Source organism: bacterium, from assembly GCA_035529855.1.
Classification (GTDB): Bacteria; RBG-13-66-14; B26-G2; order WVWN01; family WVWN01; genus WVWN01.
Window position 1 is genome coordinate 1 of record DATKVX010000067.1, and the last position, 24,580, is coordinate 24,580.

At 64.6% G+C, this 24,580-nt stretch carries 25 protein-coding genes; 12 read left to right on the plus strand and 13 right to left on the minus strand.

Features of this window, described 5'->3' with window-relative positions; all coding sequences use genetic code 11:
• Nucleotides 1–1,731: S8 family serine peptidase (locus VMX79_07215; GenBank protein HUV86887.1), on the minus strand; the 1,731-nt coding region annotated here is incomplete at its 3' end.
• A gap of 295 nt (nucleotides 1,732–2,026) precedes the next feature.
• Between VMX79_07215 and VMX79_07220 the strand changes: the two genes are divergently transcribed.
• From VMX79_07220 to VMX79_07230, 3 genes are all read left to right on the plus strand, one after another.
• The gene (locus tag VMX79_07220; GenBank protein ID HUV86888.1) at nucleotides 2,027–3,010 is read left to right on the plus strand and encodes an AAA family ATPase; all 984 of its coding nucleotides are present in this window, start codon (nucleotides 2,027–2,029) and stop codon (nucleotides 3,008–3,010) included.
• Between the two features lies 1 nt (nucleotide 3,011).
• Nucleotides 3,012–3,995, plus strand: a complete 984-nt coding sequence (locus VMX79_07225) for a M23 family metallopeptidase (GenBank protein ID HUV86889.1) — start codon at nucleotides 3,012–3,014, stop codon at nucleotides 3,993–3,995.
• 68 nt (nucleotides 3,996–4,063) lie between these two features.
• Nucleotides 4,064–4,546 carry a polymer-forming cytoskeletal protein gene (locus VMX79_07230; protein HUV86890.1) on the plus strand — a complete coding sequence of 161 codons (483 nt, stop codon included), beginning with the start codon at nucleotides 4,064–4,066 and terminating at the stop codon, nucleotides 4,544–4,546.
• Between the two features lie 104 nt (nucleotides 4,547–4,650).
• On the opposite strand, the gene VMX79_07235 is transcribed toward VMX79_07230, so the two are convergent.
• The 11 genes from VMX79_07235 to VMX79_07285 all read right to left on the minus strand — a co-directional run bounded on the left by VMX79_07235 (nucleotide 4,651) and on the right by VMX79_07285 (nucleotide 15,629).
• A complete protein-coding gene (locus tag VMX79_07235; GenBank protein ID HUV86891.1) occupies nucleotides 4,651–5,583 on the minus strand; it encodes a hypothetical protein in 933 nt (310 codons plus the stop codon).
• 47 nt (nucleotides 5,584–5,630) lie between these two features.
• Nucleotides 5,631–6,602: a 3-methyl-2-oxobutanoate dehydrogenase subunit beta gene (locus VMX79_07240; protein ID HUV86892.1), complete on the minus strand. Its 972-nt coding sequence runs from the start codon at nucleotides 6,600–6,602 to the stop codon at nucleotides 5,631–5,633.
• Nucleotides 6,603–6,645: 43 nt separating this feature from the next.
• Nucleotides 6,646–7,794, minus strand: coding sequence for a pyruvate ferredoxin oxidoreductase (gene porA / locus VMX79_07245; GenBank protein HUV86893.1), 1,149 nt, complete (start codon nucleotides 7,792–7,794; stop codon nucleotides 6,646–6,648).
• A 47-nt stretch (nucleotides 7,795–7,841) separates the two neighbouring features.
• On the minus strand, nucleotides 7,842–8,084 hold the full coding sequence (locus VMX79_07250) for a 4Fe-4S binding protein (protein HUV86894.1): 243 nt from the start codon (nucleotides 8,082–8,084) through the stop codon (nucleotides 7,842–7,844).
• Nucleotides 8,085–8,122: 38 nt separating this feature from the next.
• Complete coding sequence (locus VMX79_07255) at nucleotides 8,123–11,605, minus strand: diguanylate cyclase (GenBank protein ID HUV86895.1); 3,483 nt, start codon at nucleotides 11,603–11,605, stop codon at nucleotides 8,123–8,125.
• A gap of 41 nt (nucleotides 11,606–11,646) precedes the next feature.
• The gene (locus VMX79_07260; protein ID HUV86896.1) at nucleotides 11,647–12,201 is read right to left on the minus strand and encodes a 2-oxoacid:acceptor oxidoreductase family protein; all 555 of its coding nucleotides are present in this window, start codon (nucleotides 12,199–12,201) and stop codon (nucleotides 11,647–11,649) included.
• A gap of 156 nt (nucleotides 12,202–12,357) precedes the next feature.
• The gene (locus VMX79_07265) at nucleotides 12,358–12,636 is read right to left on the minus strand and encodes a DUF167 domain-containing protein (GenBank protein HUV86897.1); all 279 of its coding nucleotides are present in this window, start codon (nucleotides 12,634–12,636) and stop codon (nucleotides 12,358–12,360) included.
• Nucleotides 12,629–13,222: a DivIVA domain-containing protein gene (locus VMX79_07270; GenBank protein ID HUV86898.1), complete on the minus strand. Its 594-nt coding sequence runs from the start codon at nucleotides 13,220–13,222 to the stop codon at nucleotides 12,629–12,631. The genes VMX79_07265 and VMX79_07270 overlap by 8 nt, the downstream gene beginning before the upstream one ends.
• 18 nt (nucleotides 13,223–13,240) lie before the next feature.
• Nucleotides 13,241–14,200, minus strand: a complete 960-nt coding sequence (locus VMX79_07275) for a DUF362 domain-containing protein (protein HUV86899.1) — start codon at nucleotides 14,198–14,200, stop codon at nucleotides 13,241–13,243.
• Nucleotides 14,201–14,318: 118 nt separating this feature from the next.
• Nucleotides 14,319–14,795 (minus strand): bifunctional nuclease domain-containing protein, encoded by a 477-nt coding sequence (locus VMX79_07280; GenBank protein HUV86900.1) that lies wholly within the window; start codon nucleotides 14,793–14,795, stop codon nucleotides 14,319–14,321.
• A 300-nt stretch (nucleotides 14,796–15,095) separates the two neighbouring features.
• Nucleotides 15,096–15,629, minus strand: coding sequence for a hypothetical protein (locus tag VMX79_07285; protein HUV86901.1), 534 nt, complete (start codon nucleotides 15,627–15,629; stop codon nucleotides 15,096–15,098).
• Between the two features lie 254 nt (nucleotides 15,630–15,883).
• Between VMX79_07285 and ribF the strand changes: the two genes are divergently transcribed.
• Both ribF and rpsO read left to right on the plus strand, forming a co-directional pair.
• Nucleotides 15,884–16,843, plus strand: a complete 960-nt coding sequence (ribF, locus tag VMX79_07290; protein HUV86902.1) for a riboflavin biosynthesis protein RibF — start codon at nucleotides 15,884–15,886, stop codon at nucleotides 16,841–16,843.
• Nucleotides 16,844–16,886: 43 nt separating this feature from the next.
• Nucleotides 16,887–17,156 (plus strand): 30S ribosomal protein S15, encoded by a 270-nt coding sequence (gene rpsO, locus VMX79_07295; GenBank protein HUV86903.1) that lies wholly within the window; start codon nucleotides 16,887–16,889, stop codon nucleotides 17,154–17,156.
• Nucleotides 17,157–17,308: 152 nt separating this feature from the next.
• On the opposite strand, the gene VMX79_07300 is transcribed toward rpsO, so the two are convergent.
• The gene (locus tag VMX79_07300; protein HUV86904.1) at nucleotides 17,309–17,584 is read right to left on the minus strand and encodes a hypothetical protein; all 276 of its coding nucleotides are present in this window, start codon (nucleotides 17,582–17,584) and stop codon (nucleotides 17,309–17,311) included.
• Nucleotides 17,585–17,749: 165 nt separating this feature from the next.
• Here VMX79_07300 and ligA point away from each other — a divergent pair, with 165 nt between their 5' ends.
• Genes ligA through VMX79_07335 form a run of 7 tightly spaced genes read left to right on the plus strand, consistent with a single transcriptional unit; the run spans nucleotide 17,750 to nucleotide 24,397 of the window.
• Entirely contained in the window at nucleotides 17,750–19,768 is a 2,019-nt protein-coding gene (gene ligA / locus VMX79_07305; GenBank protein HUV86905.1) for an NAD-dependent DNA ligase LigA, read from the plus strand.
• 27 nt (nucleotides 19,769–19,795) lie between these two features.
• On the plus strand, nucleotides 19,796–20,473 hold the full coding sequence (locus VMX79_07310) for a DUF6308 family protein (GenBank protein ID HUV86906.1): 678 nt from the start codon (nucleotides 19,796–19,798) through the stop codon (nucleotides 20,471–20,473).
• 37 nt (nucleotides 20,474–20,510) lie between these two features.
• Nucleotides 20,511–21,497, plus strand: a complete 987-nt coding sequence (locus VMX79_07315) for a hypothetical protein (GenBank protein HUV86907.1) — start codon at nucleotides 20,511–20,513, stop codon at nucleotides 21,495–21,497.
• On the plus strand, nucleotides 21,498–22,454 hold the full coding sequence (locus VMX79_07320) for an ABC transporter ATP-binding protein (GenBank protein HUV86908.1): 957 nt from the start codon (nucleotides 21,498–21,500) through the stop codon (nucleotides 22,452–22,454).
• Nucleotide 22,455: 1 nt separating this feature from the next.
• Nucleotides 22,456–23,175: a SagB/ThcOx family dehydrogenase gene (locus VMX79_07325; protein HUV86909.1), complete on the plus strand. Its 720-nt coding sequence runs from the start codon at nucleotides 22,456–22,458 to the stop codon at nucleotides 23,173–23,175.
• Nucleotides 23,172–23,681, plus strand: a complete 510-nt coding sequence (locus VMX79_07330; GenBank protein HUV86910.1) for a hypothetical protein — start codon at nucleotides 23,172–23,174, stop codon at nucleotides 23,679–23,681. The genes VMX79_07325 and VMX79_07330 overlap by 4 nt, the downstream gene beginning before the upstream one ends.
• Complete coding sequence (locus tag VMX79_07335) at nucleotides 23,678–24,397, plus strand: ABC transporter ATP-binding protein (protein HUV86911.1); 720 nt, start codon at nucleotides 23,678–23,680, stop codon at nucleotides 24,395–24,397. Before VMX79_07330 ends, VMX79_07335 begins: the two co-directional genes overlap by 4 nt.
• Nucleotides 24,398–24,580 lie beyond the last annotated feature (183 nt).

Here is a 24,580-nt window from a genome sequence, read left to right on the forward strand (position 1 = left end):
GGCCTTGCCCGTCGTCGGGACCACCTCGAGCCAATACTCGTACGTCGTCGCCGCGACGACGTCCCGGTCTTCGTACGCGAAAGGCGCCTGACCCGTTATCAACGCCGCGTTTACGCGCTCCCGGCCGGCGTCCGCCGCGTCACCCTCCGCCTCGCGGTAGACGTTGAAGCCGGCGTACGCGCCGCTCTCGCAGTCCCACGCCAGCCGCACGCGGTCGTCCAGCCCCGCGGCGCGGAAGTACTTGAGGTCGACGCCGATGGACTTCTTGAGGAGCACGAGCGCCGCGTAAACGTCGATGCGGCCGGCGCCGTAGTCGTTTACCTTCTTACCTTTCGTATGGCCCGGCCATACTTTCGCCGCCGAAAGCTCGAGGGCCTTCTCTATCTGCGCCGGCGGTAGCGTATCGAGGTAATCGAGGAGCAGCGCCGCGGCGCCGGCGGCGTGGGGCGTCGCCATGGACGTCCCGCTCTTGGAAGTATATCCGCTGGTACTACTGAAATCGCACGACTTAATATTAGAACCCGGCGCCATTATGTCCGGCTTGAGGAGCCCCATGCCCGGCTCGTAGTGGTAGTCGTCGTAAGGCGCCAAGGTGGAAAGGCGGTCCTTGTCCCAACAAGACGGGCCGCGGCCGCTGGAGCTTACGCGCCAGTCTTCCGACTGCGTGGAGCCGATGGCGATGGTCCCGGCCTTACCCTCGCGGAGCTTCTGGTCCGGGTGGAGCCACGGCGGCGGGCAATTGGCGGGGGCGGGGACGTTGAACGGTAGCGGGTAGCCCGAGCTAACTAAGTGGCCCTGGTTGCCGGTGGAATTTACGTGGACGACGCCCGCGGCCAGTATCTTCTCGCTCGCCGCCCGGTGTTGGCCGTACGCCGGGTATTGGGGATATTTCCTCGACCAGGATTGCGTAATAACGTCGGCGCCCTCGGTGATGGCCCACTGCCAGGCCTCGAACCACGAGCTTTCCCAGGCACCCAACTTCGCGATCATTATCTGCGCGTTGGGCGCGACGCCGCATTTCGAGCCGGCGGTGCCGTCGCTCGCCACCGTCCCGGCGACGTGGGTGCCGTGGCCGTCGTAGTCCATCGTATCGTTGGGGTCGCCGCCGGCGAAGCTCTTACCGTGGTTGGGGTAGCTGGAGTGGACCCACATATGGTCCGCGAGGTCGACGTGGTTGTAGTTGACGCCGCCGTCGCAGACGCACACGATTATGCCCGTTCCGTCGAAGCCGTCGTTCCACACCTTGGGCGCCCTGATCTTTTCCACGCCCCAGACGATCTCGTCTTGGACGCCGTCGACGACGTCCTTTAACAATTCCACCGGCACCTCTTCGTCCCAATTCACGAGCGAGACGCCCGGGAGGACCGATACCCGTTCGATGGTCTCGCGGTCGGCGCGCGCCGCCACGGCGTTAACGATCCAAAGCGACGTTACGTCCGCGGCGTGGCCCGCGGCGGCCCGCTCGTTCAAGTAGGCCAGTACTTCGCGCTGGCTCGAGTCGGCCAACCGGGAGCACTCGTATTCGACTACCACGCGCCGCTCGTCACGGTCCAGGCCCTCCGTCAACGACATCAACGTGTCCTGGGACATCTGCTCTTCCATCACGACCATGACGCGTACGAGCTCGCCGGCCGAAACCTCTTCTAAGTGAGCCGCGAGCCGAGGCGTAACTTTGGGCGCCGCGAAAGACGCGCCCGCGACCAACAATACCAATACTAACGACCGTTTCACGCCAAACTCCTTTAATTCGGCCCGCGGAAGTCGCACCGTTCCAACGAGCGGTTTCGAATAATAAAAATGCGAGGTTAAATCTTTTAATTATAGCCTTTCTATGACCCCGAAGTCAAGGCAACAGTAATCGGGCCGCTGCCCGCGCCGCCCCTCGTCGGCCGCCCGGGCCCCGACGCATCCTCGAGCCGCGGCCCGAAAGCCGCCCGAGCGCGTAACACCGCTTTAACACCCTTGACAGCCCGGTTAATATAGCCTATTATACGTCTCCGAATTTCGCTTCGTAAGGCAACCTGTTGTGATAAAAGACGAAGTAAAGCAAGCGCGCGAGCTAAGCGCGGCGCTGGGCCGGTTCGAGAGCGCCATCGGCGAAGTCATCATCGGCCAGCGCGACGTCATTTTCGAGGTCCTGGCGGGCCTCCTCGCCGGCGGCCACTGCATACTCACCGGCGTACCGGGCCTCGCCAAGACCCTCCTGGTGTCGACGCTGTCGCGCGCGCTCGAGCTCTCGTTCTCCAGGATTCAGTTCACGCCCGACCTGATGCCGGCGGATATAACCGGAACCGAGGTTTTGGAGGAGGACCGCGAGCGGCGGCGCCACTTCCGCTTCGTACGCGGGCCTATATTCGCGCAAGTGGTACTAGCCGACGAAATAAACCGCACGCCCCCTAAGACCCAGGCCGCCCTACTCCAAGCCATGCAAGAGGGCCAGGTCACGGTGGGCGGCGTTACGCACGAACTGCCCAAACCGTTCTACGTATTGGCCACCCGAAACCCGATCGAACAGGAGGGAACCTATCCCCTCCCCGAGGCCCAGCTGGACCGGTTTATGCTGAACATACTCGTACCCTACCCCTCGGCGGAAGAGGAGGCCGAGATCGTCGCCGCGACGACCGCGGCGCCGCGGCCGGAGCCTGAGCCGGCGCTGACCGCCGACGACATCATCGCTTACCGGAAACTCGTGCGCCGCGTCCCGCTCCCGGCGGACGTGCTCGAGAAGGCCACCGCGCTCGTCCGGAAAACGCGCGCCGGCGCCGACGCGCCCGATTTCGTGAACCAATGGGTTAAATGGGGAGCCGGGCCCCGGGCGGGACAGCACCTGATCTTGGCGGCCAAGGCCGCGGCCCTTTTGTCGGGCAACTTCGCCGTTACGCTCGACGAGGTCGAGAGGTTGGTGAAGCCGGTGCTGCGCCACCGCCTGGTTTTGAACTTCATCGCCGAGGCGGAGGGCGTCACGGCCGACGACGTGCTGACCCGCCTCGTCGCGGACACGTTGGATTGACATGGGAAAACGCAGGCACATCAACGTCGTCATCGCGCCGGAGGACCGCTCCGGGACGTTGACCTTCCGCATGCAGCTAAGGTACTTTTACGCCGCCGTCATCTTAACCTCCGTCGTCTTCGTCCTTATCGTGGGCCTGGTGGTGAACCAGGCCATGGACGAGGCCAAGCTCGGCGAGCTCGAGCTGCTCCGCCGCCAGAACGGCCAACTTAAGGAGAAGGTGGCACGCGTCGCCGCGGTCGAGAAGAAGATAACGGATCTCGAGGTAATCGAGGATAAATTGATGGTCATCGCGGGAGAGCGCGAGGCGGCCCGGGAGCTCGCGCCGGTATCGGTGGAGGGAAGCGAACCCGGGGGCGAATTTTTATCAGTGGCCGAAGGGATCCGGCAATTCCGCGAACTGGCTACGTCGCGGCGGGGCATAACGCTGAAAGCGCCCAACGGCAATCCGGTGGAAAACGGCTGGGTAACGCGGGGGTTCGGCGAAAACGCCGGCCTGGAGGGACACTCCTTCCATAACGGTTGCGACGTCGCCTGTCCCGAGGGTACTCCCGTCGCGGTAACGGCCCCGGGCGTCGTAACGTTCGCGGGCGAAAACCCGGTTTACGGCAACCTCGTCATCGTCCAACACGGCCTTACCGGCTACAGCACCTTCTACGGCCACAACCGAGAGCTAAAAGTGCGCGTGGGCCAAAAATTAGAACGCGGCGACGCCATAGCGCTCGTCGGCAGCACGGGCCGGAGCTCCGCCCCCCACCTCCATTACGAGGTCCGCCTCCACGGCGTACCGGTCAACCCGGCCAAGTATATGACGCCGGCCGAGAGAGGAGAGGAAGAGGAGCCCCTCCCGCCGGCGGAGGAGGAAGCGCCGCCGCAACAAGAGGAAAGACCCTCGGGCGATGAACGCGAGGGCGGTATTCCGGCGGGCGACGAGAAGGCCGGAGGTGACAAGGAACCGCCCCCGCCCCCCGAGCCGCCGAAATAAAACAACCAATTCGTTATTGAAAGCATAGCTTCCGGCTTAAAACGCTTCGGGAAAGGAGCCTAAAACGAATGTTCGGAAAAGACGTCAGTTCCGCCGGCGATAGTAAGCTCAACTCCATTATCGGCAAAGGCTCGCAGTACGAAGGCGAAATCGTAGTGGCGGGAGGCCTAAAGATAGACGGGACGTTTAAAGGCAAAATCAAGGCGGACTCGGTCTTCGTCGGCAAAGAGGCCGTTATCGAAGCCACCGTCGACACCAACGTCGCCGTCGTCGGCGGCAAAGTACTGGGGGACGTCACGGCGCGCGAGAGCCTGGAACTACAAGCCAAGTCCGAACTCGTCGGCAACGTTATAACCAAAAACCTGATCGTAGGCGAATCCGCCATCCTCGACGGCTATTGCGATATGGGCCAAAAGGAGCGCCACGCCAAAAAGGACGCCGAGAAAAAACCCTCGGGAGAACCGGCGAAACCTGCCGCCCCGGCCGCTTCCCCCGGCCACGGCTCCGCCATCCCGGCTTCGGCACCCTCCCGGCAAACCGATAAAAACTAGACCCGACGGCCTACCCCCCGACCCAGCTACGGGAAGGTCCTCTCAATCGACGAAAAAACCGGCCCTCGCGGCCGGTTTTCAAACGCGACGCAACCGTACCCCACTCACTGCTCGGCAATCATCAGGTCCTTGTTGGCGTCGACCAACGCGACGTATACTTTATCCGCCGACGCGGCGACGTTAACCGGGTAGGCCGGCCTCTCGTTGACGCGCGTCTCCCCCACGGAACGCAACGAGCCGTCGGCCTCCAACGTGTAAAACTTGACGTGCGCCGTCTTATCGCTCCGGTTGACGTACGCCAAATACACCTCGCCGCCCGCCGCGGTCAGGCCCGGCTTATCCATCGGGTCGGGATTGACCCTGATCTCGGTCCGCGTATCCTTTAAATGCCTGTAGCTGGGGCCTTTGGACGACTTCTCCGCAGCGTACGCCGTAACCATAAATTTTTTGTCGGAATCTATCCACGCTACGAGCAATTTGCCCTCGTGAAGCGCTATCGACGAGCCGACGACCGTTTCACATTCCGCCAACTTGCGTTCGTTCTCGCGCGAGAGTTTGCCCTTGCTCGACACTTTGTACGAGACCACGCGCACGAGGTCGTCGTCGGGGTCGGTATAACCCAAGTACAGCCGGCCGTCGCCGTACGCCAGGCTCACGCCGCCCTTCGGCTTGACCTGCGTGCTACGGGCATCGCTCCGGGTGAATTTCTCCTTACCTTTGGGTTCGTACCGCGCCAGTTCCGCTTTTCCCGTACGGTAGTCGACCCAGGCCAGGAAAATGCCGTCGTCCCCGACGACCATGGCGAAAGGGTCGTTCGTACGGGACGTCAACGGCTGCGACGCCTGGGCGTAAGCCTCGCCTCCCCGGCTCGCGGACAATTCAAACCGGGCAAACTTCATCATGCGACCGAGCCGTGCCCAAGCCACGTAGACGTCGCCATCGACTACCGCGATCGTCGGCGACGAGGCCGAATTTTCGTGCGTATCGTATATCACAGCCCCGGCAACCGCGGTATAGGTCAGCGTAACTATCGCCACAATCAACGCGCGCCGCACAATTCATACCCCCTTTCTGCGACTTAACTTTAACCGGCCGCCGCTTCGGACCCTTTGCCTTTCGGCGCCGCGGCCTTCTCGCCCTTCAACGGCAAGCCCGCCATCTCGTGCGTCGACTTCTCCAGGAACAATAGACGGTCCCAGTTCGCGTCGACCATCTCTTGTATCTCCTGGACCTGTTCTTCCGTGAGGTGGGCGAAGCGGCCTTGGAGTTTCAAGTACTCGGCGACCGGCGTGTACTTACGCGGTTTACGGTTTATTTTATAGACGCCCCGGTCCACTTCCAGGAGCGGCCACATCCTCGTATTGACGGCCAGCCGCACGGACTTCACGGAATACTCGGGGGCCATCCGCCAACCCGGCGGGCAACTCGCCAGGATTTGTATGTACTTCGTCCCCTCGATGTCCTTGGCCTTGGCTACCTTTGCTACCAAGTCCTCCGGGAAAGCCATCGCCGCCGTCGCGACGTACGGAATCTGATGCGCCACCATAATATCTACGACGTTCTTCTTGGGCCGGTTCTTGAAGTGACGCGCGGGCGTCGTCGTCGTCCAAGCGCCCCACGGCGTCGAGCTCGAGCGCTGCACGCCCGTGTTCATGTACGCCTCGTTGTCGTAGCATATGTAGAGGATATTGTCGTTGCGTTCCGCGGCGCCCGAGAGAGACTGAATGCCGATGTCGGCGGTGCCGCCGTCGCCACCCCAGGCCACGACGTTCACGCCTTTCTTGCCCATCATTTCCAAACCGGCGGCCAGGCCGCAGGCCGAAGCCGCCGCGGCCTCGAACGCAATATGGAAAAGCGGAACCCCCAGCGTCGTATACGGGAACGGGCCGTCGATAACGGACCAACAGCACGCCGGGACGGTGTATACGGTGTTGGGCCCCAAGGCTTTGAGCGCGTACCGCATCGCCAGCGCGGCGCCGCACCCTTGGCACGCCAGATGCCCGGAGCATATGTACTCCTCGGGCGGTATCGTCAACTTCTTCGGGACTTCAGCCATCACGGTACTCCTTAAATAACGAAATAAGGCGCGGCCCGGGCCGTCAGGGCTTGACGCCGTACCAGTTGAATTCGGGGCAATCGTCTTTCTCCGCCGCTTCGGCGACGGCCAGTAAGTCGCGGACCTTGACGTCGCGGCCGCCCAGGCCGGCGATGAAACCCGATACCGGCGGCGCGCCGTCCTGGCCGTAAAGCGAGGCTTTCACCTCGGTGCAGAATATCCCCTCCTGGCCGAAGGAAATGTTGCGGTCCACGACGGCGACCTTCTTTCTACCCAGCAGCAACTCGCGAACTTCCCCGCGGGGGAAGGGCCGGAAGGTCCAAATTTTAAGCGAACCGAGCTTCTTGCCCGCGGCTCGAGCCTCGTCCACCGCGTCCTTGACCGTCGACGCGACGCCGCCGGAAACTACGAGCACCGTATCGGCATCCTCGCACCGGTAGGGGTCGGCCATTTTGTAATACCGGCCCGTGACGTCGCCGTACTCTTGCGCCGTCCGCTCGATGACGTCCTTCGCTTCCAGCATGGCGTTGTGCTCCATATACTTAAGCTCGTAGTAGTGGTCGGGGCCGGTAAGGCCGCCGAAAGCCGCGGGGTGTTCGGGGTCGACGGTATGAGTGGCGACGCGGGGCGGCAGGAAGTGGTCGGCCTCCTCCTGCTCCGGGAAATCGACCGGCTCCGTGGTGTGACTCAAAAAGAAGGCCTCCAAAACCACCATCGCCGGCAGCAAAACCTGCTCGGCGACTTTGAACGAGATCAAGATGCTGTCGAAGACGTCCTGGTTCGATTCGGCGTAGAACTGCATCCAGCCGGTGTCGCGCTGGCTCAAGCTGTCGATCTGGTCGGTCCAGATCGTCCACGGCGGCGCCATGGCGCGGTTGATGTTCGCCAGTACGATGGGCAAGCGGGCGTTGGCCGCCCAGTGGAGGACTTCGTGCATCAACGCCAGCCCCTGGGCCGACGTCGCGGTGAAGGCGCGCGCCCCCGCGGCGGAGGCGCCGATGCAGGCCACCATCGCCGAGTGCTCGCTCTCCACCTTGATGAACTTGGCGTCCATGATGCCGTCGGCCACGAACTCGCTTATCTTCTCCACGACCTGCGTCTGGGGCGTGATGGGGTACGCCGAGACCACCTGCGCCCGGCCTACGCGAGCCGCGTGCGAGACGGCGTGGTTACCCGTTAAGACTTGTTTCATATTTTAACCTTTCACAAAGAACTTGGAGGAAGCCGGAGCTCCCCGCGTTAAAGACCTTCCTTCATGTCGATGCAATTCGCCGGGCACTCCTCGGCGCAGACGCCGCACCCTTTGCAGTAGTCGAGTATTATCTGCGGCGGCTCGGTACAGGTTATGGCCAGGTCGGGACAGAACTTCCAACAGAGCATGCATATGGTGCATTTCTCGTAATCTATGACCGGCGTGACGTTGCGCCACGAGCCGGTCAGGTTCCAGGACATTCTCCCCAGGCTCTTGGCCATGGGCGGCATGTCGCAGGCGCCGCGGATCTCGATCTTCTCGGTCATCTTCACCTCGCGCTACGTTTGCGGGCGCGGCGCGCCTTTTTCTTTTCGGCCCTGGCGCGTACCCGGCTCGCTTTCTTCTTGTTACCTATACTATCGAAATACCTGGCCGCGGCGACGAGCAGCGGCTGGGCGCGTTGGGCGTCTCCCGCGGCGGCCAGGCACGCGCCGAAGTCGGCCCGCGCCTCCGCCGCGGCAAGGGTGTCGGTCGCGGCCAATATATTTACGGCTTTTTTAAATTGACGCATGGCCTTGGCCTGTTCGCCGCGCGCGGCGGCTATCAGGCCGTTCACGCGGTGGCACACGCCGGCGAAACGGCGCCCCGGCGCTTTGCCGAGCAGTTCGGTCGCCGCGGCCCCGGCGGCCTGCTCCGCCCGTTTGAGCCGGCCCGCGGCCGCGTACGCCGCCGCGAGCCGCAGCCGCGCCCGGAGCGGCAGGTAGGGTTCCGGCGATTTCCTGGCCTGCGCCGCGGCGGCCGCGAAAAGCCGGCACGCTTCGGCTTCGCCGCCGGCGGCCAGAGCCACCCTGCCGCAGATGTAGTCGTAATACGGCTCGAGGTTAAACGAGGGTAGCTCTTCGGCGTTGCGGGCGGCTTGCCGCAAGTACTGCTTGGCGGACGCGACCCGGCCGGCCTCGGCCTGCGCCGCCGCCAGCGCGAGCCGACACAGGCACTGCCGGAAAGTATCGCCCGCGGCGCGGGCGACCTGCGACGCCGTCCTCAACTCCTCCACCGCGGCCGCGAAATCCGGACGGCGCAATTTGGCCAACCCCAGCTGATACCGCGCTTCGGCCTCGAGCCGTCTATGGCCCGTCTCGTGCGCCGTGGCCGCCGCCCGCTCGAAACGGTCCACGGCGCCGGCGAGGTCGTCGTCGTAGTACTTAACGACGCCGACACCCACCAGAATCGCGGCCGTCGCCGGCCTATTGCCCAGGCTCGTCGCGGTCGCCAATGCGTCCTTGTAATAACGCAACGCCTCTTTATACTTGCCGGCGCGGAAGACGGCGGCCCCCAAATGGGCCTGCACCGCGGCCTCGCCCCCCCGGTCGCCGGTATCCCGCGCGGATTTCAACGCGCGGCGGTAGTACTTGGCGGCGGCGCGCTGGTCGCCTTGCGCGGACGCGATGGAACCTATGCCGTCGGCCACCAACATGAGCAGGCTCTTGTCGCCGCCCTTTAACGCGATCACTTCCGCCATGTGGAAGTAGCTCATGGCCTTGGACAGGTCGAACGCACGCCGGCGGTGCTCGCCCAGATTGTACAGCGCCCGGGCGATATGGGCGGTGGCGTCGAGCTTTTTGAAGATAGTCAACGCGGCGTTGAGGTTCGAGACGGCGCGCCGCTCATCCCCGGCGGCGCCGTAGGCTCGGCCGGCGAGGTTCATCGCCTTGGCCAGGCCCAGGCGGTCGCCTATCTCCTCCGCCGCGGCTTTCGCCTTCTCGAGCACCGCCGCGGCCTCGGCGAATTCACCCTGAGCCAGATATATCTCGCCCCGGCGCGTATTGAGCTCCACCAGCTCGCGCCGTATAAGCTCGTCGCCGAAGCCGCCCTTGCCCACTTTGGCGGCCGCTACGGCTATGCGGTCGTAGTGCTTCAACGCTTCCGGCGCGTCGTACGCCGCCCACGCCCGGTCCCCGGCCAGCCGCGCGAATACCAGAACCTTCTCCCATATCTCTCCCACGAAGGAATGCCACGACAGGTCGGCGACGACGTCCAAGTCGCCCCCCCGGAAACGCTCCTCCAGGTATCGGCATATCTTCTGGTGGAGGCGCTTACGCCGGCGCGCGCCGATGCGGCGGTATATCTCGTCGCGAATCTTTCTATGGGAGAAGCGATACCTTTCGGCGGTTACGGCCGCCGGGACGACCAGCTCGTGCTCGACGCACACGTCCAGGATATCCGCCAGGTAGCCCTCGTTGATAGGAACCGCGGCGCGAATGCCTTCGGGCGCGAACTCGTCGCTGAAGACGGACGAAACTTCCAAGACCCTTATCGTACGGTCGTCCAGCCGGCCCAGGCGCCGCTGGATAATCCCGCGCACGGACCCGGGGACCTCGTAATCGGCGGGTATCGGGGCGCCTTCCACCGCGTACTTCCGGGGCGAGAGGCCGTCTTCGTAGAACGACTTCAGCGTCTCCTCCACGAACAGCGGGTTCCCCTCGGTCTCGCCGTACACGAATTCGACGAAGGCCGGCGCCACGTCGGGAACGCGGAAGATGAGCCGTATCATCTCCGCGACTTCCTCGCTGCCGAGGCGTTCCAGCTTTATGGTCTCGACGTTGCGGTCGTGGATAACGGCCTTGAGCACGGCCGACGACGCCGGCGCGCGCCGCTTCCGCTCCGCCAATTCCTCCGGCCGATACGTCGCGATGGCGATAATCTTCTCCGTAGTCAGGCCGTTCAACAGGAACCTCAGCAGCGACAACGACCCTTCCTCGGCCCAGTGTACGTCTTCCAGAATCAACGCCAGGGGCGACTCGGCCGCGAGCGCGGCCAAAAGATACCGAAAGCCTACGAAAAGGCGCAGCCGCGCCTGTTCCGCCCCGAGCTCGTAGAACGGCGCCGTGTCGAAGCCGAAAGCGGCCAGCTCGGGAACGACGTTGTAGAGCTCCCGCTGGTACGCGCGCGGAATCGCCGTCACCCGCGCCGCCACGCCTTCGCGCGGCGACTTGAGGAAGCCGCCCACCGCCTCGCGGAACGGCTGGTACGCGAAACCGGTCGGCTCCTCGAAGGATTGCCCCTCCAAAACCGGCACGCCGTGGAGGCCGGTGAATTCGACGAAATCGCGCACCAACCTCGTCTTGCCGACGCCGGTCTCGCCGATGACCGCTACCAACCCGCCCCGGCCCTCCGTCGCCCGCGCCCACAGTTTCCGGAGTAGTCTCCTCTCCCGTCCCCGGCCGACCATCTTGGGGCAGAAGACGGGCCGGGCGAGGCGTTCCTCCAAAGCCTCGGCCTCGCTTGCCCGGGCCTGGTCAACGGCCATATTCCGGCCGCGGTGCTTGGCGACCAAGAGCGCCCGGTCGGCCTTCTCGAGCAGCGCCTGGGAGTCGGGCGCGTCGACGGGGAAAGCCGCGACGCCGATGCTCAGCGTTACGTGAATGTCGCGTTTGGCGCGGGAGGAATAGACGGGGGTGCGGCGGAAATCCGTCAGTGCGCGGTCGGCCGCGACCACCGCTTCATCGGCGCTGGTTTCGGGAAGTATGGCCGCGAACTCGTCGCCGGCGTAGCGGAAGACGAGGTCGACGCCGCGCACGACGTTACGGAGGCGGTCGGCGACGTCGCGCAACACCTCGTCGCCGGCGAGGTGGCCGAAGACGTCGTTTATCTCCTTGAACCGGTCGACGTCGACGAACAGCAACGCGAACGTACGGCCGTACCGGCGGGCGCGCGCTACTTCTTCGTCCAGTCGGCGGAAGAAGTAGCGGCGGTTGTACGTCCGCGTACACTCGTCGATAAATAGAAGTTGTTCCAGCTCAGGCTCGGCCATGAGCCCGCCACCACCGCGATCACGTTTACCCGGCGCCGCCCCTAGCCGCTGCCGGCGGCTTCGTACGCGGCCCGGGCCGCTTTGGCGTTTTTCCCGTCCCGGTCGCGGGGGAAATATTTGTTGATAGACGCCTCCAGCGCGTCGATACCGACCAGGCCGGTTACCTTGGCGAAGACGCCCAACATAGTGGTGTTAACGATGGGCGCGGTCCGCGTACCCAAACCGTGTTGCTCCGACAACGTCGTCCCGTCGAAGGTAAAGACTTGGAAGCCCTCGGCCAACCCGAGTTCCTTGGCTTCGAGGGGCGAATTGACTACGATAACGCCGTCGGCCTGAACCCCGGCGGTGACGTCGACCGCTTCTAACAGCGTAGGGTCCATTACCATAACGTATCGCGGGTCCTCGATCTCGCACTTCACGCGAATGGGTTTGTCGTCCACGCGGATGAAGGCCGCCACCGGCGCGCCGCGCCGCTCGACGCCGAACATAGGGAACGACTGTACTTCGCGCCCTTCGCTGAAGATAGCGTCGGCGATTATGCTCGACGCTACCGCGGCGCCCTGGCCGCCGCGGCCGTGGAATCTAATCTCAATCACTTCTCGCTCTTTCCTCCGTCCTCCCGGCGAATGGTTAAAACCGGAAATACACCTTGTTTAAGAATATACGACAGCGCCGTTCCATTTGCAAGGTAAAACCCGTTTACCGGCTCGAGCGGCGGTTGCGCCGCCCGGCAACGGCGCCGCCCGGCGGCGTTACCCGTCCAAAGGGGACGCCCGCGCTAACGCCGCGGCCAGGTCGCCGACGGCGAGCCCTTCTATTTCCAAGAGCTTGCGGCGGGACGCGGCTCCCCTCGCGACGGTTACGCTGGCGCGCGGTACTCCCAGGAAACCGGCAACCAAGCGTATCAATTCCTTGTTGGCCCGGCCGCCCTCGGGCGGGGCCGCCACCCGAACCTTCAACACGTCGCCGCGCCGCCCCACGACGCCGGGCCGGCGCGCCTTCGGCGACACCTCGACCTCGAGCCTAGCCAACGTCGCCCTCCGCGTCGTCCTCGCGCGCTACTTCGATCTCGAGCTCGCCGCCCTCGGCCGTCTTTTCTTTCCGAGGGGCTGCCGGCTTCTCGCGAGGTTCCGGCTGGCGGGGTTTCTCGGCTCGGGCGCCGGCCCCCTCGCTTTTAGCATAATCGGCCAGCAAGCGATACTGCTGGTCCAGGAAAGCCTTGTAACGGATAACAAAGGAATCCCGATAGCGCCTGAGGTCGTCGACCTGCGACTGTATCCATATCAGTTTTTTATGGGCGTCGGCGACGATGCGCTGCGCCTCGGCCCGGGCCTGCGCCGCCGCGGCCTCCACCTTATACTGCGACGCCTTCGCTATCTCTTCCTTCATCTCCTGGGCCGTGACCAGCGTCTCCTTCAGCCGCTCGTCCAATCTCTGGTACTCGGCTACGCGCTCCTCCAGGACCTTTGTCCGGTCCTTGAACTGCAGGTTCTCTTGGACGCGCGTTTCCAGCTCGTCGGCTACCTGGGCCAGGAAGGCGTCCACCTCGTCCATGTCGTAACCGCGAAGGCTACGCCGGAACTCCTGAGCGTGGATGTCCTGGGGCGTTATTTTCATCGGTACCTCCGCCGGCCGTCACAGTACGGCCAGTCTCGCGAGTTGCTCCTCGCCTACGCGCCACTCGAGTTGCGCCCGGGCGGTGGAATGTAACTTCAACGTACGGGTCAACGCGGCCGGGTCGCCACCCCCCGCGGTCTCGATATCTCCCTCGGCAAACGCGCCCAGGCCGGCTCGAGCGGCGTAATACAAGTACCCCACTCGGGACGGCTCGACGCCCATCATCTTGCACGCGACGTAATCGAGCGCCAACGCGTCGAGCGACGCCGCGGCGAACCCCCACGGCACCGGCGTGCCGTATATCGGGCCGTCCCCCTCCATCGCGACGTGGCCGTCCACGACGCCCAGGTGAGGCCAGACCTCGCGCGCCACCAAGAACAGGTTTACGTTCATCGCCGCGTAGTCCTGGTGCATCGCCCACTTGTCGTCGCCGTCCGCCATCGCCTCCCCGGTCCGTACGACGGCCCCCATAACCATGTTCTTTATGGACAGGGTAACTATGACTGCGTCGTGGGTCTTGGGCGGGCCGACGGCTATCCGGAAATCGCTCTCGAGAACCGGCCTCGCCACGCGCACCGCCAACGGCCTGAACTCCTCGTCGAATACCTCGAGCGTCGTCGTCGCCGCGGCGTTGAGGTCGACCAGCGTCGCGCCGAACTCTGCGGCCAGCGCGCGGTAGCCGTACGCGTCGAAGCCCTCGTCCGCCTCGCCGAGGGCCGGCCCCTCCGCGATTACGACCTCGCCCCGGACGTGGGGCATTATATACTCGAGTACGGCGCGCGAGGCGTCCACGTGCGTCGCCGACGCCGGGTGCCGGCACGAGACGAAGTTGGGTTTGATTAAAACTTTTTTCGCGGCCGCCAGCCTCGCCGGCAAGTCGGGCCCGAGCGCCGACAACGCCCCCTTTACCGCGCCGTAGCGGTCCGGCTCGGCGACGACGGAAACGACGGCCCGGGGGCGCGGAGTATCGCCGGTCATGGCCTTATTAGGAATATACCAAGGCCGACATTCGGTGTCAAGGAATTCGCACCGCAGGCGGCGGCGAAAAAACCGCGCCGGCTTAGCGGCGCGGGTATCTGTACGGGAACGGCCTTGTTTATAGCCCGGGGACGTCCTCGGGTTTTATGTCGCGATAAGGCAATTCTTCAAGGGGATAGGATTTTACCTTCGCGACTACGTCGTCCGCGACTAATATCGGGGCGCCGGCGCCGAGCGCGACGGGTATGGCGTCGGAAGGGCGAGCGTCCAGCCGCGCGGTTCGGCCCTCGGGCGAACGTACCTCGACGGCCGCGGTAAATATCCCCTCCTCCGTTAAACGGTCGATGACCAACCGTTCAATTCGTAGGCCGCCCGCTCGGGCCAAGGCCAAGGTGAAATCCTGCGTTACCGGCCTCCCGGCGCAATCGGGCCATTTCTCCGGTTCCGTTGCCACTACCGCCGGATATACGTTGAGCGTGGATATGCATATTCCGAAGGCCGTACCGTTTCCGGGGGCCTTTAATACTATGACCGGCCAACCTGATTTATCGTCGAATTTTACGCCTAAAACGGTATATTCGCTTTCCGAGGCCATTACTAAGCACGTCTCCTTCCCTAATTTACGTTAAAAAGCGCTTCCGCCGGTTGGGCTAAAGCCGTTAAATCTAACTACGTATATAATACCCTTTGCCTATTTCTCTAATAGGATAACATAGGCCTTCGATAATGTCAACAAAATTAACGGGCCGGAACGCCTTTAGGTTCGATCCCCCGGTCGGCGCGTCAGGCTTAAGGGCCGGGCATCTGCGCTTTTACGTCGGCCTTTTTACCTAAAACGCGCCCCCGAAGGGTCCTGACACCCCGTCCGCCAGCAGGTCGCTACCTGGGCGATAAGCTACTCGCCGCTCTGTGAGTTGCTCCAGTCTAAAAACGCCTCCCGGCTCGCTTCGGGGACCATCTCCCACGCGTCAAGGGCGTAGCCCGCCCAGACGGCGTCTATTTCTGAGGATATTTCGTTACGCCGGGCTAATTTTTCCATTACGAGGGTACGGAACTCGTCGGCGTCATGCGGGAAGCCGCATACGGGGCAATCGCGCGGCACTTCCCCTTCGCTATATACGTCGTGGGTAGCGTCGAGCCAATCGTGGATGGCGGCGGCCTCTTCGTACCGCGGCATGTATTCGTCAGCTTCGTATCCAGCGTTCATCTGCTGGATCTGGCTCATAGTGTCTTGGGGGCAATCGAAGCCGCCGAGCGACAAGAACATCCCCAACACTTGAAACCCGGCGACTTCGCCGATCTTGTCGTCGAGCGGGGGTTGGTACGCCGGAGGCGTGTGGTCCTCCCGGCAGAGGTTGTAGCTCGTAGCTACCGCTGCACCGGCGCAAACGGCCAGAGCAGCTATTAACACGATTGCGGAGTACCTCATACTTAGACCTCCTGTAACGTTGGCTATCGGCGCGAAACCCGGCGTCCCTGCTCAAATAAAAATAGTGCTTTCACCGAACGACGTGCGCCGATATAGCGGTAACCTTTGGGAACCCGTCAAGTATCCTCTCTTATCCTTATACTATAGCACCCGCAACGGGCCGCGTCAACCCGATATCCGTTTTCTACGCGATATCACTTGACAACGGCGGCCCGAAGTGCTAATTTACCACCCACTTGCGAGGCGTTGACGTTATGAAAATTTGGCGTTCGCTTAAAGAAATTTCGGCCGACCCGGCGCCCGCGCCGTACGTTACGGTCGGCACCTTCGACGGCGTTCACCTCGGCCACCAGGCGCTGCTGCGGGAGCTGAAAGAGATGGCGCAAGCCGGCCGAGGCGCCGCGGTGGTCGTGACGTTCGGCGAACCGGACGAGAATAAAAACAGCTCAGCGGCGTCGCAGCGGCTGAACTACGCCGACGAGCGGCTGGAGCTTCTGGCCGCGGCCGGCGCCGACGCGGCGCTGGCCCTCCCCTTCGACGACGAGCTGCGGCGGATGGCCGCGGACCAGTTCGTGGAGGAGGTGCTGGTGGGCGCGCTGCACGCCCGGGGGGTATGCGTGGGCTACGACCACCACTTCGGCCACGACGGCCGCGGCGACATCAGCCTCCTGAGCCTGCTGGGCAAGAAGTACAGCTTCGAGACCCACGCCGCGCCGCCCTTCGCCGTGGACGGCATGATCGTCTCCAGCACGCTGGTCCGGCGCAAGTTGCGGATAGGCGACGTGGCCGAGGCCAACAAATATTTAGGCTACCGCTACCAGCTCCGCGGTATGGTGGAGAAAGGGTCCGGCGTCGGCGCGAGCGAGCTCGGGTATCCCACGGCCAACGTCAAGCTCGACGCCAAGATGCTGCCGGCGCCCGGCGTGTACGCCGCGCTGGGCAATATCATGGACGAGGAAGGCCACGTCGCGGAGGGGCCCTTCGGCGCGTTCCTGAACCTCGGCTTCCGGCCCACGTTCGAGGAGGAGGCCGCGGCCGAGCCCCAGCTCGAGGTCCACATCTTCGACTTCGCCCGCGACATCCTGCGGCGGCGCGTCCGCGTGCAGTTCGTCTCGCGGCTGCGCGACGAGCAGAAGTTCGACGACGCCGCGGCGCTGCGCGAGCAACTGGTGGAGGACGAGAAGAAAGCGCGCCGGATACTATTCAGCCATTAACAGGGTCGCGCCCCCGGGCGCGGCCGTCACGGATTATAAAATCATGCCCGTCACGAAAGAAAACAAGCAGGCCGTAATCGAGCGGCATCGCAAGCACGAGCGCGATACCGGCTCGGCGGAGGTGCAGATCGCCCTCTACACCGAGCGCATCAACCACCTCACCGACCACCTGCGGAGCCACCCCAAGGATAAGCACAGCCGACGGGGACTACTGCTCCTGGTAGGCCGGCGGCGCCGGGTACTCGATTACCTCAAGAACAAGGATATCGAGCGTTACCGGAACGTAATCCGGGCGCTCGGCATCCGGCGCTAGGAAGGCCGCCAGGCCTGCGGCGGCTCGAGGGCACCACGCCCTCCCCCACGTTCGCGGAAGGCCCGCAGGTACCGCGAGCGAGGGGGTGAAGTGTGCGTAAAAATAACCCCGGCCTTAGGCCGGGGTTTTATTACTCTTAACGAAATACACCCTCACTTCGTCACGTACGGCGTGATCAGCGTCACCATCAGGAACGCGCCCTGACACAATCCTATTACGAACAGGAGCAGCGTGATGAGGATGAGGCGGTTGGAGAGGTCCGAGGAGGTCTTGCGGAACTCCTCCACCGCCTGGACCAATCGCGCCGCCGCCAGCGTGCTAAGCGTCCAGCTCGAGGCCTGGCCGGAGGGGAGGTCCCCCTCCTTCCGGTACGCGTGCAAACCCTTCTCGGCTTCGTCTACGACCCAGTCCCATAAGTTGTCGTCCATACAACGGCGCCTCCCGGGCGGAGTTTGAGCCGGCCTTAAATCGCCTTATCCCTTAAATTATAGACGAAAAAACCGCCGCGTCAAGGCGCGAGGCCGGTTTTTTTGGTAAAATATTGCCCCAGCCGGGCCGCCGTGCTAATATTCGCGGCCTGAAGAGGATATGTTATGACCGAAGACGTCAACGACGTACAGGCCGAGCTCGAGCGCCTGCGCGACCAGGTCCGGCGCCACGACTACCTGTATTACGTCAAGGGCGAGCCGGAGATATCGGACTACGAGTACGACCGGCTCTACCGGCGGCTGCGCGAGTTGGAGGAGAAGCACCCGGAGCTGGTTACGCCCGACTCGCCGACGCAGCGCGTGGGCGGCGCGCCGGCGGAGGGCTTCGCCAAGGTGCGGCACGAGCCGCCCATGCTCTCGCTCGACAATACCTACAGCGAGGATGAGGTGCGGGAGTGGGACGAGCGCGTCCGCAAGGGCCTGGACGGCGACGACGCGGCGTACGTGTGCGAGGCCAAGATAGACGGCGTCGCCATCGCCCTCGAGTACGAGGACGGCGCCCTGGTGCGCGGGTCCACCCGCGGCGACGGCTTCACCGGCGACGACATCACCGCCAACCTCAGGACCATCCACGACGTCCCGCTCCGCCTCAACGAGCCGCCGCCCGGGCGGCTGGAAGTCCGCGGCGAGGCGTACATGACGCGCGAGGGTTTGGCCGAGCTCAACCGCCGCCGCGAACGCGACGGCCTAACGCTCTTCGCCAACCCCCGCAACGCCACCGCCGGCAGCCTCAAACTCCTCGAGCCGGGCGAGGTCGACAGGAGGCCGCTCCGCGCCTGGCTCTACTACGTCATCACCGAGGAGGCCGACGTCCCGACGCAGTACGAGGCGCTCGAGCACCTGGCGCGGTGGGGCTTCCGCGTCAACCCCAACCGCCGCCGCTGCGCGAACCTGGACGAGGTATTCAAGTTCCACCGCGACGTGGAGGCCGAGCGCGGCGACCTCCCCTTCAACATCGACGGCATCGTCCTCAAGGTGGAATCGCTCGCGGCCCACGAGAAGCTGGGCACGACGGCCAAGGCGCCGCGCTGGGCCATCGCGTATAAATTCAAGGCCGAGCGCGCGGCGACGAAGGTGAACGGCATCGAGTGGTCCGTAGGGCGCGCCGGGACCATCACGCCGGTGGCGGACCTCGAGCCGGTCTTGTTGGCCGGGACGACCGTCAAACGCGCCGGCCTCTTCAACCCCGAGCGCGTGGCCGAGCTTGACGTGCGCGCCGGCGATACCGTGAACGTCGAGAAGGCGGGCGACATCATCCCCTACGTCGCCGAGGTGGAGTATCAACTACGGCCCAAAGGCTCCAGGCCGACGCCGGTCCCGGCCAAGTGCCCGGCCTGCGGGACGCCGCTCACGAAGGAAGAGGGCGTCGTGGGCCTCTTCTGCCGCAATTGGGACTGCCCGGTTCAGGCGCGCGGCCGCCTGGAGCTCTGGGGCTCGCGCGGCGCGATGGACATCGAGGGGTTGGGCGAAAAGGTGGCCGCGGTCCTATACGACAAGTTGGGCGTGCGCGACCCGGGCGACCTGTACTTCCTCGAGCCGGGGAAGCTGGCGGCGCTGGAGGGCTTCGGCGACCTCTCGGAGAAGAACCTGCTCGCGGCCGTCGAGGGCTCCAAGGGCCGGGGGCTGACGCGCGTCCTCTTCGGCCTGGGCATCCCCAACGTCGGCTTCGAGACCGCGAAGCTCACCTCGCGCCACTTCGGCTCCGTCGACCGCTTGACGGCCGCCGAAGAGGAGGAGCTGGAGGCCATAAAGGGCGTGGGCGAAGTCGTCGCGCGCAGCGTGGTGGAGTTCTTCCGCCGGCCCGAAGTCCGCGATATAATAAACAAATTGAAGCGCGCCGGCGTCAAACTGGAGGAGGAACGGCTCGAGGAGCCGACGGGGCCCTGGGCCGGCCTGACGTTCGTGGTAACGGGGACGCTGCCGACGATGAGCCGCGAGGAGGCTCACGAAGCGATCGCGGCGCGGGGCGGCAAGGCGACCGACGGCGTCTCGTCGAAGACGTCGTACCTCGTCGCCGGCGGGAACCCGGGCTCCAAGCTCGCGAAGGCCGAGAGGTTGGGCGTCAAAGTCGTCGACGCCGCGACGTTCGAGAAGATGTTAAAGGATACGGAACCGCCGGCCTGAAGCCGCGCGGCTAAAAGGGGGATATCTATGGCGAAGTTGGAATTCACGGACGGCCGCGAAATCTACGTCGACGAAGACAAGATGATCGCGGAGATAGAGGCGGGGGAGGCCGATTACGGCCGCGACATCCTCGAGTACGACCCCCACGTCAACCCCAGCGACGAGATAACGACGGCCGACGTCGACGCCGCGCTCCGCATCGCGAGGATACGCGCCGTGAAGCCGGCCGAAATACGGCGGGCCATAAAAAGCAAGAAAGCCATCGCCAACGCGCTCCATAAAATAGAATTCCGGGCGGACCTGTTCTCAATGGACGAGGGCGAGATACTCGGGGTCGTCGACGGCCCGCTGCGCGAGCTGATAACGTCGCTGGCCGATATAAAGGGGGTCGACGTGGCGGTAGCGTCGAAGATATTGCACCTCAAGAGGCCGGCGCTGGTGCCGATACTGGACCGTTACGTCTACACGTTCTACAGCTACATCTACCATACCAGCAAGAAGGCGCGCAACGTCGAGACCGCGGTCCGCCTGCTGAAGGAAATCCGCGACGACGGCCTTATCAACCTCAACGTCCTGAACGCGCTCGCGCGGCGCATCGACGACGCCGCCAACGAGAAACTGCCGCCCGGGCGGAAGGTGGCGCTGACGCCGGCGCGCGTCCTCGACCGCGTCATCTGGCGCCACATCAAGAAGCGGACGGGGTGAATCGAATAGTATTACGGTACGGGAAGACCCAACCTTAATGAGTTCCCCGCGAGAAGCCGATAAAAAGGTTTTATTCCTCTTCGTCGACGGCGTGGGCGTCGGGCCGGCGGACGCGGAGGTCAACCCGCTGCTCGTCGCGCGGCTGCCCCACCTCGAGAGCTTAGTCGGCCCGATAGACATGCAACGCTGGCGCGAGGGCGTGCACGGCGCCCGGGCGACGCTCGTGCCCCTCGACGCCACGCTGGGCGTACCGGGCCTACCGCAGTCCGCCACGGGCCAGACGGCGCTCTTCACCGGCGTAAACGCGGCCAAGCTCATAGGCCGGCACAAGGAAGGCCGGCCCAACCGCCTCCTCAAAAGCGTACTGTACAAACACGGCCTTATCCCGGTACTGTGCCGCGCGGGCCTGAAGGCCACCTTCGCCAACGCCTACGCCACCGCCGCCATCCCGCGCTACGTCGCCGGCGAGGCGCCGATGTCGTGCACGTCGGCCATGGCGTACTACGGCGAGGGTTGCTTCCGCGATACGGCGATGTTCAACCGCGGCGACGCGGTCTACTTCGACCTGACGGGGCGGTACGCGCGGCGGCGCGGCGACGACGTGCAGCTGATGACGCCGGCTCGAGCCGGCGAGGCGCTCGCCCGCATCGCCCTCGCCCACGACTTCACCCTCTACGAATACTTCCTCACCGACTTCGCCGGCCACCGCCAAAACATGGGGCGCGCGGTCCGCTACCTGGAAGATGTTGACGCCGCGCTGGGCGCCGTGCTAAATTATTACGACCTGGGGCGCCACCTGTTGATACTCACAAGCGACCACGGCAACGTCGAAGACCTGTCGACGCGCTCGCACACCAGGAACCCGGTCCCGCTGCTGGCCGCCGGCGCCGGCCACGACGAATTCGCCCGGCGCTGCGACGACGTTATGGACGTCGCCCGGGCCGTCTTCAAGTACTTCGCCGTCGACCCGGTGAAATATTCAGGCCGCCCTATAAGGACCGAGTTGATAAAACTACCCGAGTAAATGGCCGAGCTTCTACGAATCGAGAAGTTGAGCAAGAACTTCGGCGGCCTCGCCGCCCTAAAGGACGTGAGCCTCGCCATCGCCGAGGGCGAGATCGTCGGCCTTATAGGCCCCAACGGCGCCGGCAAAACGACGCTCTTCAACGCCATCACGGGGATTTATCCGCCCACCGCCGGCGACGTACGCTACCGGGGCAAGGTCATCGCCCGCGCCAAGAGGCGCGCGCGGTGGCTGCCGTTCTTCTCCGTCGCCGCGTTGGTATGCACGGTCGTGGCCTTCGTCTTCGGCGAACGGTACCTGTTCACGCCGGCGGGCGCGGGCGCCGCGTCGCTGGCCGTCGCGCTGGCCTTCACCGTGGTGGGCGTCGCGTTCGCGCCCAAGGGAAGCGTCCGCCCGGACCAGATCGCGGGCCGCGGCCTCTACCGCACTTTCCAGAGCATCAACCTCTTCGACGAGATGACGAGCCTGGAGAACGTCGAGGTGGGCGGCCATCGCATGTCGCGCGTGGGCGTGGCGGACGCGGTGTTCCTTACGCCGCGCTACCGCCGCGACGAGGGCCGCGTGCGGGAGGCGGCGCTCGCCGCCGTCAAGTTCGTCGCGCTGGAGGGGAAGGAGGAGTGGAAGGCGGCCTCGCTCCCCTACGGCCTACAACGGCGACTCGAGATCGCCCGGGCGCTGGTTTCGAAACCCAAACTGCTCCTGCTCGACGAGCCCGCCGCCGGCCTTAATCCCACCGAGAAGAACGAACTTTTAGAGCTCATACGCGAGATACGCGACACCGGCGTTACGGTATTTTTAATCGAACACGACGTGAAGCTCGTCATGAACGTATGCGACCGCGTCGTCGTACTGGACCACGGCGAGGCCATCGCCGCCGGCCGCCCGGAAGAGGTCCAGAACGACCCGCGCGTCATCGAAGCGTACCTGGGGACGAAGGCGAGCAAGGAGGTTCACTGACATGCGGGGGTTATTGTTGACGGCGACGGCGGCGTTGATACTTAGCGCCGGCTGCGGCGGCAAGGCCGAGGAGAAGCCGGAAGAAACTTGTCCCCCGGCCGCCGCCGAGAAGGAAGCCAATCCGGGGACCGCCGACTTCCGCGAGCTGCCGGCGGTCTCGTGCGAGGGCGGAGAGCCGCTGCTCGAGGTCCTGGCCGCGCGGCGCTCAACGCGCACCTACGGCGACCGCAAGTTGACGGCGGAGGAGGTAGCGTATTTGCTTTGGGCGGGCCAGGGCATAACTTCGGCTCGAGGTCTGCGTACCGCCCCGTCGGCGGGCGCGCTCTACCCGATGACCCTCTACTACGCCGACGACGTCGCGCTGTGGCGCTACGATACGCGTCGCCACGGCCTGGCGAAGGTGGTGGACGGCGACGTCCGCCGCGACCTCGCCCGGGCGGGTTTGGACCAGGCGCCGCTCAAACGGGCGCCCGGGATAATCGTGGTCGTCGCGAAGCCGGCCGTAACCGCCGCCAAGTACGGCGACCGGGCCGAGCGCTACTGCATGCTCGAGGCAGGCCACGTTGGCCAGAACATATTACTGACGGCGGAGGCGCTGGGGTTGGGCGCCTGTCCGCTCGGCGCCTTCCGCGACGGCGACGTGCTCGACGTTTTGGGATTGGGAGACGACTATCTGCCGTTGTATCTAATTCCCGTGGGAGAGAAGTTCGTCTCGGAATGAAAAAAGGAAGCGACAGCGGACCGATGGCGACGACGGCCCTGTTCCGGAGCTCGGTCTTTTCGAAAATGAACGCCTTGATACCGCCGGCGCTGGCGGCCGTCGTCTTAATCTTAATGGCCGCTGCTCCAGGCGAAGGGAGCGGCAGGTACTTTTCGTACGCTATGGGGTCGGCCATAGTGCTTATCCTGGTGGCCGCAGCGGTCAATTTCAGCCGCCTCGTCGTTGCCTTCGACGGCCGGCACGTGGTCCTCCGATACGGCGTCGTACGTAAGAAAATAGCCGTCGGGGAAATCGTCTCGATAGAGCCGGCCCAAATAAAGTGGTGGCGCTTCGGCGGGACGGGGATACGGATGGGCGGCGGGATGCGCGGCTGGGTAACCGCCTCCGGCCCGGGCGTCAAAATAGAGGCCACGCGCGGCACCACGTGCGCCAATTGCGAACGGGCGGAGCGGCTGGTCGCGCTGGTCGACGAATTCAAACGCGCCGCCGAGGAGCGGCAAACGTGAACGACGGACCGTTCTTTAAACTGGAGGGCGTGAGCGTCTCGTACGGCCCCATCGAAGCGCTGCGCCGCGTCACGCTCGAGGTCGGCGAGGGCGAGGTGGTGTGCCTCATCGGCGCCAACGGCGCCGGCAAGTCGACGACGCTCATGACGATATCGGGCATCCTGAAGCCGAAGGCCGGCCGCAAGTTCTTCGACGGCGACGACATCACCGCGCTCCACCCGGACAAGGTCGTCGCCCGGGGCATCGTCCAGGTGCCGGAGGGACGCCGGATATTCCCGCGGATGTCGGTGGCCGAGAATTTGGAAATGGGCGCCTTCGCCCGGGGCGGGGGCGACGGCCGGCGGCGCATTCAGCACGTCTTCGAGCTCTTCCCCGTCCTGGCGGAGCGGCGCGGCCAGCGCGGCGGGACCCTCTCCGGCGGCGAACAGCAGATGTTGGCCATCGCCCGGGCGCTCATGGCGTCGCCGCGGCTGCTGCTGCTGGACGAGCCCTCGCTGGGGCTGGCGCCGCAGTACGTCGAGACCATATTCGAGACCGTACGACGCGTCAACGCCGAGGGGATAACGATCTTCCTGGTGGAGCAGAACGCGGCCATGGCGCTCGAGGTCTCCTCCCGCGGGTACGTTATGGAGACGGGGAGCGTCGTGCTGGCCGACACCAGCGCCAACCTGCGCGCGAACGACGGCGTCCGCAAGGCGTACCTGGGGGAAGCGTAAATTATGAGGATACTACGGCACGCAGGGCACCGGCAACGGCCGCCTCGGCGGGGTATGATGCCCGGCTTCCTCTACCTGCGCCGGGCCTCCCGGGAAATCTTTAAAACGCTCTCGCTGTCTGCGGCGCTCGTCGCCGTCAGCTTGGGCGCGGCCTTCGCGGGGGAGATAACTCGCTTCGGCGAG

What these genes read in the sequence shown, in the direction of transcription:
- VMX79_07320 (HUV86908.1), top strand. Translation starts at nt 21,498, where the DNA reads ATGGCCGAGCTTCTACGAATCGAGAAGTTGAGCAAGAACTTCGGCGGC.
- VMX79_07315 (HUV86907.1), top strand. Translation starts at nt 20,511, where the DNA reads ATGAGTTCCCCGCGAGAAGCCGATAAAAAGGTTTTATTCCTCTTCGTC.
- VMX79_07280 (HUV86900.1), bottom strand. Translation starts at nt 14,795, where the DNA reads ATGGCCTCGGAAAGCGAATATACCGTTTTAGGCGTAAAATTCGACGAT.
- VMX79_07230 (HUV86890.1), top strand. Translation starts at nt 4,064, where the DNA reads ATGTTCGGAAAAGACGTCAGTTCCGCCGGCGATAGTAAGCTCAACTCC.
- VMX79_07310 (HUV86906.1), top strand. Translation starts at nt 19,796, where the DNA reads ATGGCGAAGTTGGAATTCACGGACGGCCGCGAAATCTACGTCGACGAA.
- rpsO (HUV86903.1), top strand. Translation starts at nt 16,887, where the DNA reads ATGCCCGTCACGAAAGAAAACAAGCAGGCCGTAATCGAGCGGCATCGC.
- VMX79_07285 (HUV86901.1), bottom strand. Translation starts at nt 15,629, where the DNA reads ATGAGGTACTCCGCAATCGTGTTAATAGCTGCTCTGGCCGTTTGCGCC.
- VMX79_07255 (HUV86895.1), bottom strand. Translation starts at nt 11,605, where the DNA reads ATGGCCGAGCCTGAGCTGGAACAACTTCTATTTATCGACGAGTGTACG.
- ribF (HUV86902.1), top strand. Translation starts at nt 15,884, where the DNA reads ATGAAAATTTGGCGTTCGCTTAAAGAAATTTCGGCCGACCCGGCGCCC.
- VMX79_07225 (HUV86889.1), top strand. Translation starts at nt 3,012, where the DNA reads ATGGGAAAACGCAGGCACATCAACGTCGTCATCGCGCCGGAGGACCGC.
- VMX79_07300 (HUV86904.1), bottom strand. Translation starts at nt 17,584, where the DNA reads ATGGACGACAACTTATGGGACTGGGTCGTAGACGAAGCCGAGAAGGGT.
- VMX79_07270 (HUV86898.1), bottom strand. Translation starts at nt 13,222, where the DNA reads ATGAAAATAACGCCCCAGGACATCCACGCTCAGGAGTTCCGGCGTAGC.
- VMX79_07325 (HUV86909.1), top strand. Translation starts at nt 22,456, where the DNA reads ATGCGGGGGTTATTGTTGACGGCGACGGCGGCGTTGATACTTAGCGCC.
- porA (HUV86893.1), bottom strand. Translation starts at nt 7,794, where the DNA reads ATGAAACAAGTCTTAACGGGTAACCACGCCGTCTCGCACGCGGCTCGC.
- VMX79_07275 (HUV86899.1), bottom strand. Translation starts at nt 14,200, where the DNA reads ATGACCGGCGATACTCCGCGCCCCCGGGCCGTCGTTTCCGTCGTCGCC.
- VMX79_07250 (HUV86894.1), bottom strand. Translation starts at nt 8,084, where the DNA reads ATGCCGCCCATGGCCAAGAGCCTGGGGAGAATGTCCTGGAACCTGACC.
- ligA (HUV86905.1), top strand. Translation starts at nt 17,750, where the DNA reads ATGACCGAAGACGTCAACGACGTACAGGCCGAGCTCGAGCGCCTGCGC.
- VMX79_07240 (HUV86892.1), bottom strand. Translation starts at nt 6,602, where the DNA reads ATGGCTGAAGTCCCGAAGAAGTTGACGATACCGCCCGAGGAGTACATA.
- VMX79_07330 (HUV86910.1), top strand. Translation starts at nt 23,172, where the DNA reads ATGAAAAAAGGAAGCGACAGCGGACCGATGGCGACGACGGCCCTGTTC.